We start from the raw sequence: 15,002 nt of genomic DNA, 5'->3' as shown, positions 1-15,002 counted from the left end.
CTGAATATAAAGAAAATAATAAAATAAAGCACCTGCTGAAATATGGATTTTGGGTATTGTGTTTCTCTGCACTACATAATCATGCTGCCCAGGCCGCCGGTAACTGGAACGGTACCGTGCTTGGTTTTGAAGCGCCGGGCGAGGGCATGTTCGGCGATATGCTGGGTATCCGTCCGATCATCGAAGACCACGGTTTCCATTATCAGCTCGGTTATCTGAGTGAATCCTCTTACAACGCTGGTGGCGGTTACAACCATGATAAACATCTGGCGTATATCGATCAGTTCTCGCTGACTTTTACGCAGGATCTGGAAATGTACACCGGCATTCCCGACGCGGCCATCGAAGGGAACATTGTTAACCGTAACCACAACGATAATCTGACCACAGAACGTACACAGGATCCGCGCGTCGGATTTAACGACCTTGCGCAGGAGAGCTGGGGCGGACAGTCCATAACCCGTCTGGGCTGGCTGACCTTTGGCCGTAGTTTCGATGATCGCAAACTGCACTGGCGCATCGGCATGATGAACAAAAATCAGGACTTCGACCAGATAATCCCCTGTGATTTTCAGTTGCTGAGCCAGTGCGGCGGTAAATCCGCCAACTCCATGACCTGGTACAACTGGAATAAACATTACTGGGGCACCACGGTTCAGTACAAACTGACATCGGAACTGACGCTGAAAACCGGCATCATGGAACAGAACCCGGACGCGTCGGATCGTAAATACGCCTGGAGCGGTTCCCTGAAAGGCGCCCGCGGTATCCTGCTGCCGATGGAAGCGGAACTGAAAACCAAGGTGAATGGTTTGCCGGGTATTTATAACTTCGGCCTGCTGTATACCAATTCGCCGCAAACCGATTTGTCGCAGGGGAAAACGCAAAGTGTCGGCGCAACGGATCCGCAAGGTTACCGCAAACACAGCAGCACCTGGTTTATGTATACCGGCTTCAACCAGCAGATCACACAGCGCGGTGATGATCCGAACCGTGGCATGAGCGTGTCATACAGCCTGGGAGTAGGCGACCAGCGCAGTAATACCATTCATTACACGCAGGCGGCTTCCCTGCGCTATCGCGGGCTGTTTGATGCGCGTCCGGAAGACTGGCTGGGCCTGGGTGTGACACATATTCAGATGAGTAACCATTACCGTCAGAATCAGGAAAACCTGAATACTCTTTATCAGGTCGATGATTACGGCAATCCGCTGTATACGCCGCTGTCAGGCCATTCCGTCAACGCCGATCTGTATTATCAGATCAAAGTGCGTTCATGGCTGGTTTTGCAACCGGATTTGCAATACTGGTACCGGCCGGGCGGGGTGAAGGAAACGCAGGATGCCTGGGTGACCGGACTTAAGGCCATCGTCACGTTCTGAGTACAAAATTTACGCCTGACTGCGGATCGGATCTGGTAAAATTAACAGGCAGATCCGCAGACTGCGGCAGACAAAACCTGATCATCCGTACGGACGATTGGGTTTTTCTTTTCAGGGAGTCACAATGAAAATCGCCAAAATACTCAATAATAATGTGGTGGTTGTCGTCAACGAACAGCAGCGCGAACAGGTCGTTATGGGACGCGGGCTGGCGTTTATGAAGAAAGCCGGGGATGAACTGGATGACAGCAAAATCGAGAAAGTCTTCGCCCTGCAGAATGACGAACTGGTCGCACATCTGACGGAGCTGTTGTCGCATATTCCGATGGAAGTGATGACGACCTGCGATCAGATTATTTCACTGGCTCGCGGGCGGCTGGGGAAACTCCAGGAAAACCTGTATATCGCACTCACCGACCATTGCAATTTTGCCATTGAACGGCAGAAGAAGGGAGTGCCTATCAGTAATGCCTTATTATGGGAAACCCGCCGTCTCTACCCGAAAGAATATGCCCTCGGGCTGGAAGCGCTGGAGATCATCGACACCCGTCTCGGCGTACGGCTGCCAGTGGATGAAGCGGGCTTTATTGCCCTGCATCTGGTCAACGCACAACTTAACGGTGAAATGCCGGAAGTGGCGCAGATCACCCGTGTGATGCAGGAAATCCTCAATCTGGTGAAATACCAGCTGCGTATCGAATATGACGAAGAAGCGCTGAGCTACCAGCGTTTCGTCACCCATCTTAAATTCTTCGCCCAGCGCATGCTCAGCCGCACGGTGGTGGCCGACGACGACATGACCCTGCATGTGGCGGTGAAAGAGAATTATCCGCAGGCGTGGTTGTGCGCGGAAAAAATCGCCGATTATCTGGCCGCGCAATATCAGCGCGAACTGACCACGGAAGAAATTATGTATCTCTCCATTAATATCGAACGGGTGAGAAAAGAGAGTCTGCCGAAATAATTGTCCTGACCGCACGCAGACGCAAAATTTGCATCGCGAAATATGACTGTTCACAATTTTTTATGACGGTTTTTTTTGCCACGGTTAGTGAGAACAGGTAGCATCCTTCGCCGTTATTGCACCAAAACAGTTCCGGCTAAAAAAACTACAGTGGGTAAACCCCATAAACGGCGAGGCTTGCAATCGTTTGCTTGCAGCACCCGGCGTCAGGTGAAGGTTATTTTGGAGAACAACTCATAATGAAGTCTCATAAGAAAACGGCAGAGGCGAAGCACGCGGCTAAACGGCGCTGGCTGGATTCCCACGATCACGGTTATCACAAGAGTATGGGCAATCGTCAGGTTCAGATGATTGCCATTGGTGGTTCTATCGGTACCGGTCTGTTTCTCGGCGCGGGGGCGCGTTTACAGATGGCAGGCCCGGCACTCGCTATCGTGTATGCGGTGTGTGGTATTTTTTCATTCTTTATTTTGCGTGCACTGGGCGAACTGGTTTTACACCGTCCGACCAGCGGCAGCTTCGTATCCTATGCCCGTGAGTTTCTGGGTGAAAAAGCTTCTTATGTAGCAGGCTGGATGTACTTCCTGAACTGGGCGATGACCGGCATTGTCGACATCACCGCAGTGGCTCTGTACATGCACTACTGGGGAACCTTCGGTGATGTTCCGCAATGGATGTTTGCGTTGGGCGCACTGGCGATTGTCGCCACCATGAACATGATTGGCGTGAAATGGTTTGCTGAGATGGAATTCTGGTTTGCGCTGATCAAAGTGGCCGCGATCGCTATCTTCCTGGTGGTTGGTGTGGTGTTCCTCGGCACCGGCAAACAACTGGACGGTAACGCCACCGGCCTGCATCTGATCACCGACAACGGCGGTATTTTCCCGCACGGGCTGTTGCCGGCGCTGGTTCTGGTGCAGGGCGTGGTCTTTGCATTCGCAGCCATCGAACTGGTCGGTACCGCAGCGGGCGAAACTAAAGATCCTGAGAAAGTGCTGCCGAAAGCCATTAACAGCGTTATCTGGCGTATTGCCTTGTTCTACGTCGGCTCCGTGGTGCTGCTGGTTCTGCTGCTGCCATGGAATGCGTATCAGGCGGGGCAAAGTCCGTTTGTTACCTTCTTTAGTAAGCTGGGCGTGCCTTACATCGGTACTATCATGAATATCGTGGTGCTGACGGCGGCGCTTTCGAGCCTGAATTCCGGACTGTATTCCACCGGTCGTATTCTGCGTTCCCTGTCGATGGGCGGCTCAGCACCGAAATTCATGTCTAAGATGAGTGCGCAGCAGGTGCCGTACGCCGGTATTCTGGTGACTGTCGGCATCTACATTGTTGGTGTTATTCTCAACTACTACGTGCCTTCACAGGTGTTTGAGATCGTCCTGAACGTCGCCTCACTCGGCATCCTCAGTTCATGGGCTTTCATTATTGTCTGTCAGATGAAACTGCGTACTGCCATCAAAGAAGGCCGTGCAAAAGACGTGTCTTTCAAGATGCCGTGGGCACCGGTAACCTCATGGCTGACGCTGGCGTTCCTGGCGGGCGTGCTGATCCTGATGGCCTTTGACTACCCGAACGGCACCTACACGGTGGCGACCATCCCGGTGCTGATCCTCCTGCTGGTCCTGGGCTGGATTGGTCTGCGCAAACGTGCGGCTGAAGTGCATGCCGAACAGGCTGAGCAGGAAGAAGCGCATCAGGCAAGTCTTAACGCGAAATAATTCGTTTCGCAGATTTTCAGCAAAGGGCTGCCGTGAAGGTGGCCCTTTTTCATTCGTGCCCGGTAAAAAAATCCGAAACAGCCATAGTGCCTCTCTCCTTTGACTAGGCTTATTCTTTTATGATGAGAGGGAGCAAATGTTGAAGATTTTTTTACACATATTCTCCAGCCCGGAAAAATTCCTCGGGCTGCTAAGTACCGCAGACAGGGATAACACGCTGGAAGAAGGTGAGCGTATTCTGATTGATGAAAACGGTACGGCGTCAGTCAACCTGGCTAATCAGGAGATGCAGAAAGACTTTGCCCGTCACGTCAAACGTATGAGCGTACTGTAATGGCGACAGCGGTTTTCATGGTCTTAATGGTCTGCGGCTACTGGTACACCACCCGAGACATTTCATCGCGTTTCAAACTTAAACGCACCTTCGGCTGGGACGTCTATTTTTTGGTGGCTCTGTATGGCTGTATTTTTGTCCTGCAGGGGGTGCTGGTCATCGCGCTGGTGTATCTGGTGCTGTGGGGGATTTCTGACGTCATCAACTGGCTGCCTGCTTTGGCGCATCAGCAACAGGATGTGCACTACCATCGTGATTTCATCAACTGGAGCTTTTTAGGCATTCAGGCACCGGTGGTGATTATGCTTGCCGTTTCCGTGATGCTGTGCCTGGTGCGCACCACCTGGTCGCCGGGCTTACGCCTCAATACTGCCGGACGCAAACAACTGTACAAACAACTCACCCGCGCCAACGGCGTGGAAGGGCTGTTGTATCAGTGTATGGAAGAGGGCGATATGGTGTTTATCACGTTACAGTCGCGGCGCGTATATATCGGCATGGTACATACCGCAAAATGTGAAACGAGTTCATCAGACAACGTTGTGGTGATCCCGATGGTCAGCGGCTATCGCGATAAAGATACGCTGGAGCTGCGCGTCGAGCACAATTATGCCCGCTATTATCAGGAACATGGCATCACACCTGTGTCAGAACCGGTGAGTGTATTGAAATTTCGAAAGGTGATTTTACTGAGCCAGATAGAAACCCTGTCGCTGTTTGATCCCTCAAGCGCCTGCGCGTTTAAGAAACTTATTCCGCTGATTGAGGAAGAAATGGCCCGGAAAATTGGCGAGAAGGACGCCTGAAATAAGGCGTCCCGCAGGTATTACACGATAGTGAAGCTGAAATCACTCAGACCTTCGATGCCGCCGGTGATCACGTCACCGCGCACGACCGGTCCCACACCGGCTGGTGTACCGGTATAGATCAGATCACCAGGTTTGAGTTCCACCGCCTGAGACAGATAGCTGATAACGTCCGCCACCTGCCAGATCTGGTCGCTCAAATCACCGCGCTGACGTTTCTCACCGTTCACGTCGAGCCAGATTTTACCGGCCGCCGGATGACCTGTCTCACTCACCGGCAGCAGCGGATTCGCCGGTGCGGAAGCATCAAACCCTTTGGCGAAATCCCACGGACGTCCCAGTTTCTTGGCCTGTGCCTGAATATCGCGACGGGTCAAATCCACACCCACGGTGTAACCCCAGACGTGTGACAGTGCGTCTTCAGCGGCAATATTTTTACCGCCTTTTGCCATCGCGACGACCAGCTCCACTTCATAGTGCAGGTCTTCGGTCAGGGTCGGATAGGGCACATTGCCGCTGGCGGGAACCACGGCATCAGCCGGTTTGCCAAAGAAGAAAGGGGGTTCGCGATCAGGATCATGGCCCATTTCGCGGGCGTGCTCGGAATAGTTGCGCCCAACGCAATACACGCGGCGCAACGGGAAACGGGCGCTCTGGCCTTCGACGGCGAGAGACGGAACTTCAGGTGCAGCAATTACATATTCAGTCATCGCATTCACTTCACAAAGTTATCGAATTAACATATTTGCAAAGCGAATCCACATTGACCAGTAAATTTATGTTACTGGTCAATGTCTCACTGTCAGGCTTTGTAACGCGGTGCGGCATGAGCCTGCAGGAAGTTTGGCACCATCGCACCGCGCAGGGCATCAAAATCGTTCCACTGTTTTTCGTCCTGTAGTGGTGGAATGGTGATTTTTTCTTTGCGGTCAAAGCCCAGTAAGGCGGCATCCACCAGTTCACCCACTTCCATCACGCCCGGGACTTCATCGATATTTTTGCCAGAACGTTCCCAGATTTCTGTACGCGTTGCGGCAGGCAGCACCGCCTGAACGTACAGACCGCGTCCGGCCATTTCAAATTGCAGCGTCTGGCTGAAGGTAAGTACAAAGGCTTTGGTGGCGGAATACACCGCAGACTGCAATTCCGGTGCCAGCGCCATGACAGATGCAATATTGATAATTGCCCCGTCTTTGTGGCTGATCAGGCCGTCGAAGGCCACGCGGGAAAGACGTGCGACGGAGGTAACGTTCAGGGCGATCAGATTTTCGATGGCATTGGCGTCGCTGTTTTCAAAACCGGCTTTCAGCGAAGCGCCGGCATTATTCACCAGCAGCGAAATCTGCGGTGTAGCGCGGATAAATTCCTCAACGCGGGTTAAATCTTCGCTGCGGGTTAAATCGGCAGGCAGCACAGTGACGCTGACGCCGGTTTCCTGTTGCAGGCGGTCCGACAGCGCGTTCAGGCGTTGAACGTCACGGGCAACGAGGATTAAATCGTAACCACGTTTCGCCAGGCGATCGGCATAGGTTGCGCCAATGCCGGTGGATGCGCCGGTGATTAAGGCCAGGGGCTGAGAGCGAGTTGTATCTGACATGGTATAACCTCGGTGTTGAGTAATTGGTTTAATAATAAAACCAGATGATTTTTAGCACCGGTGGTTTTATAATGCAACCAGATTTTCTTAAACGCATTAAGCAGGAAGTGCCATGAAACGAACCCGTCTGGAAAACACGCCTTGTCCGGCTGGCCGTGCGCTGGATTTAATCGGCGACTGGTGGACATTGCTGATTGTCCGCGACGCGATGTACGGCATCTCGCGATTCAGCGAATTCCAGCGCAGTCTGGGGGCGGCGAAAAACATTCTCAGCACCCGGCTTAAGGCGCTGGTGGCAGAAGGCATTTTAAAGATTGAACCCGCTGCCGACGGCTCGGCGTATCAGGATTACGTACTGACCGAAAAAGGGCGGGCGCTGCAACCGGTGCTGGTCGCGCTGGGGCAGTGGGGAAGTGAATATTTGTTTGAAGAAGGCGAAGCCTGTACGCAACTGGTGGATATCGAAAGCCGCCAGCCGCTGCGTAAGCTGGAGATCCACGCGCAGGACGGGCGGGTACTTGAGAGCCGGGATATTACGGCGATTATTCCTGAGATTTAAAATTTGAATTCGATCAGCTCCTCCCCTGTGAAGGGGAGGAGCTAAAAGCGAAACCCGCAATGACGCGATCGGCTCCCGCGCCTGAGAAAGGGAGGAGCAAGTTTACCGCGCAATCCTCTCATGCCAGTATTTCGTAAACTCTTCCTCACCATTGAGGCTGACGACCATATCACCGCTGACGATGAAATGCGTCAGGTCGCTGCGCAGTTCAAGCGTAATTTCCGCCTCCATCCACCAGCCTTCACGTCCCATTTTCATGGTCTGTGTGAGCAGATAACGGGCGGAAAGCGGATCGCTGTTACTGACCGTCAGTTCACGACGCAGACTGTGGTCGACGGTGGTGTCGATATCATCAAAGCGGTAAACGCCTTCGCCGAATACGCCCCCCACGCCATGCGTGACGCTGGTCCAGCTGTCCGTGAGGAAATCGTAAGTGATGTTACGGTCAACGCGGCCGGGGGACAGTACAGTTTGCGGCGTCAGCGGTGCGCTTTGTGGTTCCCTGATCGGGCCATCAACCGACACCGGTTGCCCGCACACCGGCAGGCTGAGTTGCGCGCTGTGCAAATCTAACGTCAGCGTCGCGGCTTCAGGCATCGGCCAGATCATCGGCCAGAAGGTGGTGGCCAGCGAGAGCCGCATCCGGTGGCCGGTGGCAAAACGGTGTGCGATACCGTCCAGTTGTACCGGCACTTTGACTTTCTGGCCGGGAATAAGGGGCACAGATTGGTCATGGCCGTGCAGATGCGACAAATTCAGCCACCCGTGCGTGACACGGTTTACCGAACCGTCCGGCGCGACGTCAGAAAGCCGGACATACAACATGGCGGCGGGTTTATCGCTGCTCAGTTCGACGGTAAATTCCGGGAAGCCGAAAATGGTCAGCGGTTCAGCCAGCGGTTCTCCGTCGAAGATTTCCGCCATGCCGTCATCGACACGCTGATCCGGCGGCATTTCGCCGGGCACGCCTGCGCCCATCCATTCACCGGCCATCAGGCCATGGTTTTGCGGCGAACAGATATTGAGCACCCCGGCATCAACGTCCGGTTGGGTATTGAGCTGGCCGCGTGTCAGCCATCGCGGGCTGTGACTGATATTGCTGGCGGTGCCGCGATCAAATCCCACCCATTCGCCACGGCTGACCGGACGCATCGCCGATGGCGGCTGACTGTCCTGCAACCAGGTTTGGATCATCGGGCCTTCCATCGCGCCATTGTCTTCACCTTTCAGCCAGTGATCCCACCAGCGCACGGCTTCCTGTAAGAAACCAATTGCCGGCTCCGGTGTGCCGTCCTGCGGATAAATATGTGCCCACGGGCCGAGAATGGCGCGGCGTGGCACTTTCAGATTATCCATCAGGCGGAACACGGCGTTACTGTAGGCGTCGGCCCAGCCGCCGATGGCCATGACCGGACACTGGATTGCCGGCCAGTCTTCGCATACGGAACCGTGCTGCCAGTATTCATCGCGCAGCGGATGTTCCATCCATAATGCCGGGAAGAACGGCATGTTTTCCAGACGGTTCAGCCAGTCTTTGTACCAGCTTTCACCGACCAGCGCCGGATCCGACGGGCGGCTTTGATACGCCAGCATAATGCCGCCCCACCAGAGATTGTCGTTGAGCAGACAGCCGCCTTTGTAGTGAATATCGTCGTGGTAACGGTCGTCGGTGGAGCAGACAGTGATGATGGCTTTCAGGGCGGCAGGGCGGCGGGCAGCGACCTGCAGACCGTTAAAGCCCCCCCAGGATTTGCCCATCATGCCCACATTGCCGCTGCACCAGCGTTGTGCAGCGATCCACTCAATGACTTCCAGTGCGTCGTCCTGCTCCTGAAGCAGGTATTCATCGGCCAGTAATCCGTCGGATTCGCCGCTGCCACGCATATCCACCCGCACCACGGCGTAGCCGTTGCCGGCGAAGAAACCGTGCATCGGTTCGTCGCGGGTGCGGGTCCCGTCGCGTTTGCGGTAAGGGATGTATTCGAGGATCGCAGGAACCGGTTGCTGTTCAGCGTCGTCCGGCAGCCACAGGCGGGCAGCGAGACGCGTGCCATCACGGAGCGGGATCCACAGATGTTCAGTCACGGTGACGGCGTGCGGGAATTCAGTCACGATGCGTTTGGTGTTCATAAGACTCCTGTCGGGGAAATCGCTGCCGCAGGTAGCGCCGTGCCACGCTGGACGAGAACGTCATCCAGCCAGCTGGTGCGCATTTCCGGTACGGAGGTCAGCAGTTTTTCGGTATAGCTGTGCATGGGGGCGCTGAAGACCACGTCAGTATCGCCGCTGGCGACCACCTGACCCTGATACATCACGGCCACCTGATGGGCGATACGTTTCACCGTACCTAAATCATGGGTGATAAACAGGTACGACAGCCCGAGTTGTTCCTGTAAGCGGCGCAACAGATTCAGTACTTCTTCCGCCACCAGCGGATCGAGCGCTGACGTCGCCTCATCACAGATAATCAGTTCCGGCTGCGCAGCCAGCGCACGGGCGATGCAGACGCGCTGTTTCTGCCCGCCGGAAAGCTCGCCGGGGCGACGGTCGATCAGTTTGACCGGCAGTTCGGTGAGTCGCAGTAATTCTTCCACACGCTCACGCACCTGCTTTTTGTTCATGCCGAAATAGAATGTCAGCGGGCGGCCGATGATATCCAGCAGTGTCTGGCGCGGATTCAGCGCCACGTCAGGCAACTGATAAATCATCTGCATGCGGCGCAGCGTTTCTTTATCGCGCTGATGGAAATGATGTGAAAGCGAAATGCCGTCGAAATCCACCGAGCCTTCGGTATCCGTCAGTAAACCCACCAGCGCCCGTGCCAGCGTACTTTTTCCGCTGCCGGATTCGCCGATAATCGCCAGCGTTTTGCCGCGCGGCAGTTGCAGGCTGACGTCATGCACTACCTGCTTACCGTTGTAGCCGGTGCTCAGTTTGCGCATCGTCAGCAACGGCTGACCGGCGGTTTCATGGCCGCCGGTCAGTGGTGTCAGGGCGTGTTCGCGTTCCGCCACCAGTCTGCGGGTATATTCCTGCTGCGGATTTTCCAGAATGGTCTGCGTGCTGCCAGTTTCCACTTCTTTGCCGTGCCGCAGCACCATAATCCGGTCAGCAAGCTGGGCGACAACGGCCAGGTCGTGCGTGATATACAGCGCCGCCGTGTTGAACTCGCGCACCAGTTTGCGCAGCATCACCAACACTTCAATCTGCGTGGTGACGTCCAGTGCGGTAGTCGGCTCGTCCATAATCAGTAAATCAGGCTTACAGGACATGGCCATGGCGGCCATTGCACGCTGAAGCTGGCCACCGGACAACTGATGCGGGTAACGTTTGCCAATGTTTTCAGGGTCCGGTAAATCCAGCGAGCGGAACAGCGAAATCGCCCACTGGCGGCTCTCTTCCTGGCTCATCAGACCGTGGCGGATCGGGCCTTCGCAGACCTGTTTTTCGATGGTCAGCGCCGGATTAAACGAGGCTGCTGCGCTTTGCGCCACATACGCCACGCGCTTGCCGCGCCATTGACGTTTGATATGCGAAGGCTGAGAAACGATATCCGTGCCGTCCAGCAAGACTTCGCCACCGGCAATCCGGCAACCCTGACGTGCATAGCCGAGCGCCGCCAGTCCGATGGTCGATTTCCCTGCGCCGGATTCGCCAATCAGGCCGAGCACTTCACCGGCTGCCAGTTTCAGACAGATATCCTGCACCAGCGGCGAACCGTCGAGGGTCTCGATGCGCAGGCCGCGCATTTCTAAAATCGTGCGTGTCATGCTTCGTCTCCATGCGGCAGGCTGTTACGTGCCAGCAGCCAGTCGACCACCAGATTGACGCCAATCGTCAGCAAGGCAATCGCTGCTGCCGGATATAGCGGGGCGAACTGACCAAAGTTAATCGCCTGAGCATTGTCACGCACCATGCTGCCCCAGTCGGCATACGGCGGCTGAATGCCCAGCCCTAAGAAGCTTAAGCCCGCGATAAACAGGAAGGTAAAGCAGAAGCGCATGCCAAACTCCGCCAGCAGCGGCGGCAGGGCGTTAGGCAGGATTTCCCGGAACAGCACCCAGCGCAGCCCCTCGCCACGCAAACGCGCCGCTTCAACATATTCCTGACAGACAATTGCCTGCGCTACCAGCCGTGCCAGACGAAACACACGGGTGGCATCAAGCAGGGCGATGGTCAGCACCAGCACGGGAACAGAGGTGCCCATCACGGACAATACGATCAGCGCAAAAATCAGCACCGGAATCGACATCACGGTATCGACGATGCGCGACAGCACCATATCCACCCATTTACCGTAAATCGCCGCCGTAAAGCCGGTGACGATGCCGATGATGAAAGAACTGAAGGTGATAGTCAGCGCGATAGCAATGGTGGTGCGGGCACCAAACAGGATGCGTGACAGCATGTCGCGACCGAGACTGTCGGTGCCAAATGGCGTGGCGGCGGAGGGCAGCAACCAAATGTCACCGACCTGTTCAGTTTCACTGTGCGGCGCGAGCCACGGCGCAAAAATAGCGGCCAGCAGGTTCACCGCAATGATCACAATACCAATCCAGGCCGACAGCGGGATGTTAATGAAATATCGGTTCATGCGTTCCCTCTTCAGCGCGCATGGCGCAGGCGTGGATTGCACCAGATCGCCAGTAAATCGGCGGTGGTGTTGAGAAAAATATAGGTGCCGCCAAACAGCAGGCCGCAGGCCTGAACCACCGGCAGGTCGCGTTTGGTGACCGCATCCACCATGTATTGCCCGATGCCCGGATAGACAAACACCACTTCCACCAGGATGACACCCACCACCAGATACGCCAGATTGAACGCGACGACATTAATGATTGGCGCAAGGGCGTTGGGCAGGGCGTGAGATACCACAATCCGCCATCGCGGAATGCCTTTCAACACCGCGCTTTCAATGTACGGGCTGGCCATCACTGCGGTGACTGATGCACGCGTCATGCGCAGCATATGCGCCAGCACGACCAGCGTCAGGGTAACCATCGGCAGCGTACAGACGTAAAGACGGTCGATGAACGAGGAACTGCTGTCCACCATTGCCAGACTCGGGAACCATGTCAGCCGGATAGCGAAAGCGATGACCAGAATGTAGCCGACAAAAAATTCCGGCACCGAAATACTGATTAGCGTCAGGGTATTCGCCAGCCGGTCAAAAACGGAACCGCGCCAGATGGCGGATGCGATGCCTAAACCGACGGCAAGCGGTATCGCGATCACCGCCGCATATCCGGCAAGGAACAGGGTGTTTGCCAGACGTGGCAATAATTCATCGCTGATGGCACGCCCGTTCGCCAGCGACTGTCCTAAGTCACCATGCATAATGCCCGCCAGCCAGTGCAGATAACGTAGCACTGACGGCTCATCCAGCCCGAGTTGCAGACGCAACGCGGCCACGGTTTCAGGCGTGGCACTCTGGCCTAAAATGGCCGTCGCGACGTCGCCGGGCAGCATTTCCGTGCCGATAAAAATCAGCACAGAAACCAGCCACAGCGTGACAATGCCTGACAGGATCCGCTGTAAAATCCTTTTCTTCATCATGCCTCCAGCCAGACGCGCTCGGCCAGACGACCACCCATGAAGTTGAACATCGGGTGGGGTTTGATACCGCCGACTTTTTTGCTGGCCGCATCAAGATAATCGCCGAACAGCGGGATCATCGCGCCACCGTTATCGCGCACGATACTTTGCAGCTCGCCATAAATTTCGGCCCGTTTGCCCTCATCGAGCAGTGAACGGGCCTGCAACAGCAAGGCGTCAAACTTCTCATCTTTCCAGTGGGTGTCATTCCATTTCGCCGTCGACTGATAGGCGGTGGAGAACATCTGGTCAGCGGTCGGACGCCCGCCCCAGTAACCCATGCTGAACGGTGCTTTCATCCATACATCGTCCCAGTAGCTGTCGGCGGGCTGGCGTTTAATGTTGACCTGAATACCGCCTTTCTGTGCCTGCCCCTGGAACAAAGCGGCGGCGTCGAGCGCACCGGCAAAAGCGGCGTCAGAGGAGGACAGTTCGATTTTAAGATCCGTCAGACCGGCTTTTTTCAGATAGAACTTCGATTTGTCCGGATCGTAAACGCGCTGTTCCAGACTGTGATTGAAGAAGCGATCGGTCTTAGGGATCGGGTGGTCATTGCCCAGCGAGCCGTAGCCACGCAGCACGGTGTCGAGGATTTTCTGACGGTCTATGCCGTGTTTAATTGCCATGCGCACATCGTTGTTGTTATACGGCGCAACGCTGCAGTCCATCAGGAAGGTGAAATGCTGGCCGCCGGAAGAACGAATAATGTTCAGTGCCGGGCTGCGTTTAAGGAAGTCGACGGTTTTGAAATCAACGCGGTTAATGGCGTGAACCTGACCGGAAATCAGGGCGTTGGTGCGGGCGGTCGGGTCGTTGATGACCAGCACTTCCACGGCATCGACAAAGGCGCGATCCGGTTTCCAGTAATTCGGGTTGCGTTTAAACAGCGATCGTACACCCGGTTCGTACTGATCAAAGATAAAACCACCGGTACCAATCGGGTGAGACCAGTCGGTGAAGCCTGCCGGTACCACCACCAGATGGTAATCCGCCAGCAGATAGGGCAGGTCGGCGTTGCCGCTTTCAAGCGTGATCAGGATCTGCTTATCGCCCTGTTTAGTCAGACCGGTGATCGGGGCCAGCTGGGACTTGATCGCGCTTTTGGATTTGTCGCCGCGATGCAGGTTGATGGAGTAAAGAATGTCATCGGCATCCAGCGTCTTACCGTTATGGAAAGTCACGCCCTCGCGCAGGGTAAACACCCATTCAGCAGCACCGGGTTTGGCCTCCCACGCGGAGAATAATTCAGGTGTGGCTTTGTTATTTTCGTCAATTTCAATCAGGCCGTTCATCAGCATATATGCCTGATTTAGCGGGACCCAGTCGCTAAATAATGTCGGGTCCAGCGTATCACTGGTATTTCCCCCTGACATACCCAGTTTTAATATGCCGCCTTTTTTCGGTTCAGCAGCAAAAGCAGAGAACGGTGAAAAGCCCATGGCACTCGTAATACCCACAGCGGAAGCGCTGGTAATAAAGCCGCGACGGCTAAGTTGTGCATCCTGCATTAATTTCGTCAAAGGGGAATTATTATCTTTCATTAATTTTCTCCATAGTACGTGCTGGAATTTTTTAGGTGCAGGTGAAATATCCCGGGTGGATCAATGGGCGCAATGGTTTGCCTTGATGATTTATATCAAAACCCCCTGTTGAACTTGCATGAGAATTTATCATGAGGGTATGCGAAAAATGCGCGGCAGAACACCCTGAAAAGCTTTATTTTTCTGATCTACCAACGTCTGAAAAGGGAAGTGACCGGTGGAACTGCATACGGTTGTCGGCTTAATTGGCGTGTTTTGCTATCTTCTGGCTTATGCGCTGGTTCAAATGCGCAGGCTAGCGGTTGATGCTAACAGTTACGCCTATCTTAATATAATCGGCGGTGTGTTTGGTCTGTATTCATTAAGTCATGATTTTAACCTTGCATCCTGTATTTCACAGTCATGCTGGCTATTATTTACATTAATTGGCATGAATTCGGCGAGAAAACGCAGATACCTTGAAAGGAATAAAATCCCGCCGACGGATATATAATTAACATATA

General features: G+C 54.7%; 14 protein-coding genes. 7 read left to right on the top strand and 7 right to left on the bottom strand.

The genetic code is table 11. From position 1 onward, the window contains the following. Positions 1–146: 146 nt before the first annotated feature. From ACOZIO_RS05180 to ACOZIO_RS05160, 5 genes are all read left to right on the top strand, one after another. Entirely contained in the window at positions 147–1,382 is a 1,236-nt protein-coding gene (locus ACOZIO_RS05180; protein WP_238485985.1) for a carbohydrate porin, read from the top strand. A gap of 124 nt (positions 1,383–1,506) precedes the next feature. Beyond that, entirely contained in the window at positions 1,507–2,346 is an 840-nt protein-coding gene (gene bglG, locus ACOZIO_RS05175; RefSeq protein ID WP_129952658.1) for a transcriptional antiterminator BglG, read from the top strand. Positions 2,347–2,585: 239 nt separating this feature from the next. Then, positions 2,586–4,067, top strand: coding sequence for an L-asparagine permease (ansP, locus tag ACOZIO_RS05170; RefSeq protein WP_129952659.1), 1,482 nt, complete (start codon positions 2,586–2,588; stop codon positions 4,065–4,067). Positions 4,068–4,203: 136 nt separating this feature from the next. Continuing rightward, the gene (locus tag ACOZIO_RS05165; protein WP_129952660.1) at positions 4,204–4,401 is read left to right on the top strand and encodes a hypothetical protein; all 198 of its coding nucleotides are present in this window, start codon (positions 4,204–4,206) and stop codon (positions 4,399–4,401) included. Continuing rightward, the gene (locus tag ACOZIO_RS05160; RefSeq protein WP_129952661.1) at positions 4,401–5,207 is read left to right on the top strand and encodes a hypothetical protein; all 807 of its coding nucleotides are present in this window, start codon (positions 4,401–4,403) and stop codon (positions 5,205–5,207) included. The genes ACOZIO_RS05165 and ACOZIO_RS05160 overlap by 1 nt, the downstream gene beginning before the upstream one ends. A 20-nt stretch (positions 5,208–5,227) precedes the next feature. Here the strand turns inward: ACOZIO_RS05160 and ACOZIO_RS05155 are convergent, their stop codons facing one another. Further along, positions 5,228–5,917, bottom strand: a complete 690-nt coding sequence (locus ACOZIO_RS05155; RefSeq protein WP_129952662.1) for a fumarylacetoacetate hydrolase family protein — start codon at positions 5,915–5,917, stop codon at positions 5,228–5,230. Between the two features lie 92 nt (positions 5,918–6,009). Beyond that, positions 6,010–6,804, bottom strand: coding sequence for an SDR family NAD(P)-dependent oxidoreductase (locus tag ACOZIO_RS05150; RefSeq protein ID WP_129991882.1), 795 nt, complete (start codon positions 6,802–6,804; stop codon positions 6,010–6,012). 112 nt (positions 6,805–6,916) lie between these two features. Between ACOZIO_RS05150 and ACOZIO_RS05145 the strand changes: the two genes are divergently transcribed. Beyond that, on the top strand, positions 6,917–7,363 hold the full coding sequence (locus ACOZIO_RS05145; protein ID WP_129991881.1) for a winged helix-turn-helix transcriptional regulator: 447 nt from the start codon (positions 6,917–6,919) through the stop codon (positions 7,361–7,363). A 102-nt stretch (positions 7,364–7,465) separates the two neighbouring features. Here ACOZIO_RS05145 and ACOZIO_RS05140 read toward each other — a convergent pair whose 3' ends face one another. From ACOZIO_RS05140 to ACOZIO_RS05120, 5 genes are read right to left on the bottom strand one after another with little or no spacing between them, the layout of a single operon-like run. After that, complete coding sequence (locus ACOZIO_RS05140; RefSeq protein ID WP_421595031.1) at positions 7,466–9,493, bottom strand: CocE/NonD family hydrolase; 2,028 nt, start codon at positions 9,491–9,493, stop codon at positions 7,466–7,468. Further along, positions 9,490–11,133, bottom strand: a complete 1,644-nt coding sequence (locus tag ACOZIO_RS05135; protein WP_129952666.1) for an ABC transporter ATP-binding protein — start codon at positions 11,131–11,133, stop codon at positions 9,490–9,492. The genes ACOZIO_RS05140 and ACOZIO_RS05135 overlap by 4 nt, the downstream gene beginning before the upstream one ends. Next, positions 11,130–11,957 (bottom strand): ABC transporter permease, encoded by an 828-nt coding sequence (locus ACOZIO_RS05130; RefSeq protein WP_129952667.1) that lies wholly within the window; start codon positions 11,955–11,957, stop codon positions 11,130–11,132. The genes ACOZIO_RS05135 and ACOZIO_RS05130 overlap by 4 nt, the downstream gene beginning before the upstream one ends. Before the next feature lie 11 nt (positions 11,958–11,968). Beyond that, positions 11,969–12,916 (bottom strand): ABC transporter permease, encoded by a 948-nt coding sequence (locus ACOZIO_RS05125; RefSeq protein WP_129952794.1) that lies wholly within the window; start codon positions 12,914–12,916, stop codon positions 11,969–11,971. Further along, on the bottom strand, positions 12,916–14,499 hold the full coding sequence (locus ACOZIO_RS05120) for an ABC transporter substrate-binding protein (protein WP_129952668.1): 1,584 nt from the start codon (positions 14,497–14,499) through the stop codon (positions 12,916–12,918). The genes ACOZIO_RS05125 and ACOZIO_RS05120 overlap by 1 nt, the downstream gene beginning before the upstream one ends. Before the next feature lie 217 nt (positions 14,500–14,716). On the opposite strand from ACOZIO_RS05120, the gene ACOZIO_RS05115 reads away from it, so the two are divergent. Continuing rightward, a complete protein-coding gene (locus tag ACOZIO_RS05115; RefSeq protein ID WP_015696885.1) occupies positions 14,717–14,992 on the top strand; it encodes a CBU_0592 family membrane protein in 276 nt (91 codons plus the stop codon). Positions 14,993–15,002: the final 10 nt, after the last annotated feature.

The organism is Rahnella sp. PD4, assembly GCF_049199325.1.
Classification (GTDB): Bacteria; Pseudomonadota; Gammaproteobacteria; order Enterobacterales; family Enterobacteriaceae; genus Rahnella; species Rahnella perminowiae.
This window is presented reverse-complemented; position numbering and strand designations above follow the sequence as displayed.

What these genes read in the sequence shown, in the direction of transcription:
- ACOZIO_RS05180 (WP_238485985.1), top strand. Translation starts at nt 147, where the DNA reads ATGTTCGGCGATATGCTGGGTATCCGTCCGATCATCGAAGACCACGGT.
- bglG (WP_129952658.1), top strand. Translation starts at nt 1,507, where the DNA reads ATGAAAATCGCCAAAATACTCAATAATAATGTGGTGGTTGTCGTCAAC.
- ansP (WP_129952659.1), top strand. Translation starts at nt 2,586, where the DNA reads ATGAAGTCTCATAAGAAAACGGCAGAGGCGAAGCACGCGGCTAAACGG.
- ACOZIO_RS05165 (WP_129952660.1), top strand. Translation starts at nt 4,204, where the DNA reads ATGTTGAAGATTTTTTTACACATATTCTCCAGCCCGGAAAAATTCCTC.
- ACOZIO_RS05160 (WP_129952661.1), top strand. Translation starts at nt 4,401, where the DNA reads ATGGCGACAGCGGTTTTCATGGTCTTAATGGTCTGCGGCTACTGGTAC.
- ACOZIO_RS05155 (WP_129952662.1), bottom strand. Translation starts at nt 5,917, where the DNA reads ATGACTGAATATGTAATTGCTGCACCTGAAGTTCCGTCTCTCGCCGTC.
- ACOZIO_RS05150 (WP_129991882.1), bottom strand. Translation starts at nt 6,804, where the DNA reads ATGTCAGATACAACTCGCTCTCAGCCCCTGGCCTTAATCACCGGCGCA.
- ACOZIO_RS05145 (WP_129991881.1), top strand. Translation starts at nt 6,917, where the DNA reads ATGAAACGAACCCGTCTGGAAAACACGCCTTGTCCGGCTGGCCGTGCG.
- ACOZIO_RS05140 (WP_421595031.1), bottom strand. Translation starts at nt 9,493, where the DNA reads ATGAACACCAAACGCATCGTGACTGAATTCCCGCACGCCGTCACCGTG.
- ACOZIO_RS05135 (WP_129952666.1), bottom strand. Translation starts at nt 11,133, where the DNA reads ATGACACGCACGATTTTAGAAATGCGCGGCCTGCGCATCGAGACCCTC.
- ACOZIO_RS05130 (WP_129952667.1), bottom strand. Translation starts at nt 11,957, where the DNA reads ATGAACCGATATTTCATTAACATCCCGCTGTCGGCCTGGATTGGTATT.
- ACOZIO_RS05125 (WP_129952794.1), bottom strand. Translation starts at nt 12,916, where the DNA reads ATGAAGAAAAGGATTTTACAGCGGATCCTGTCAGGCATTGTCACGCTG.
- ACOZIO_RS05120 (WP_129952668.1), bottom strand. Translation starts at nt 14,499, where the DNA reads ATGAAAGATAATAATTCCCCTTTGACGAAATTAATGCAGGATGCACAA.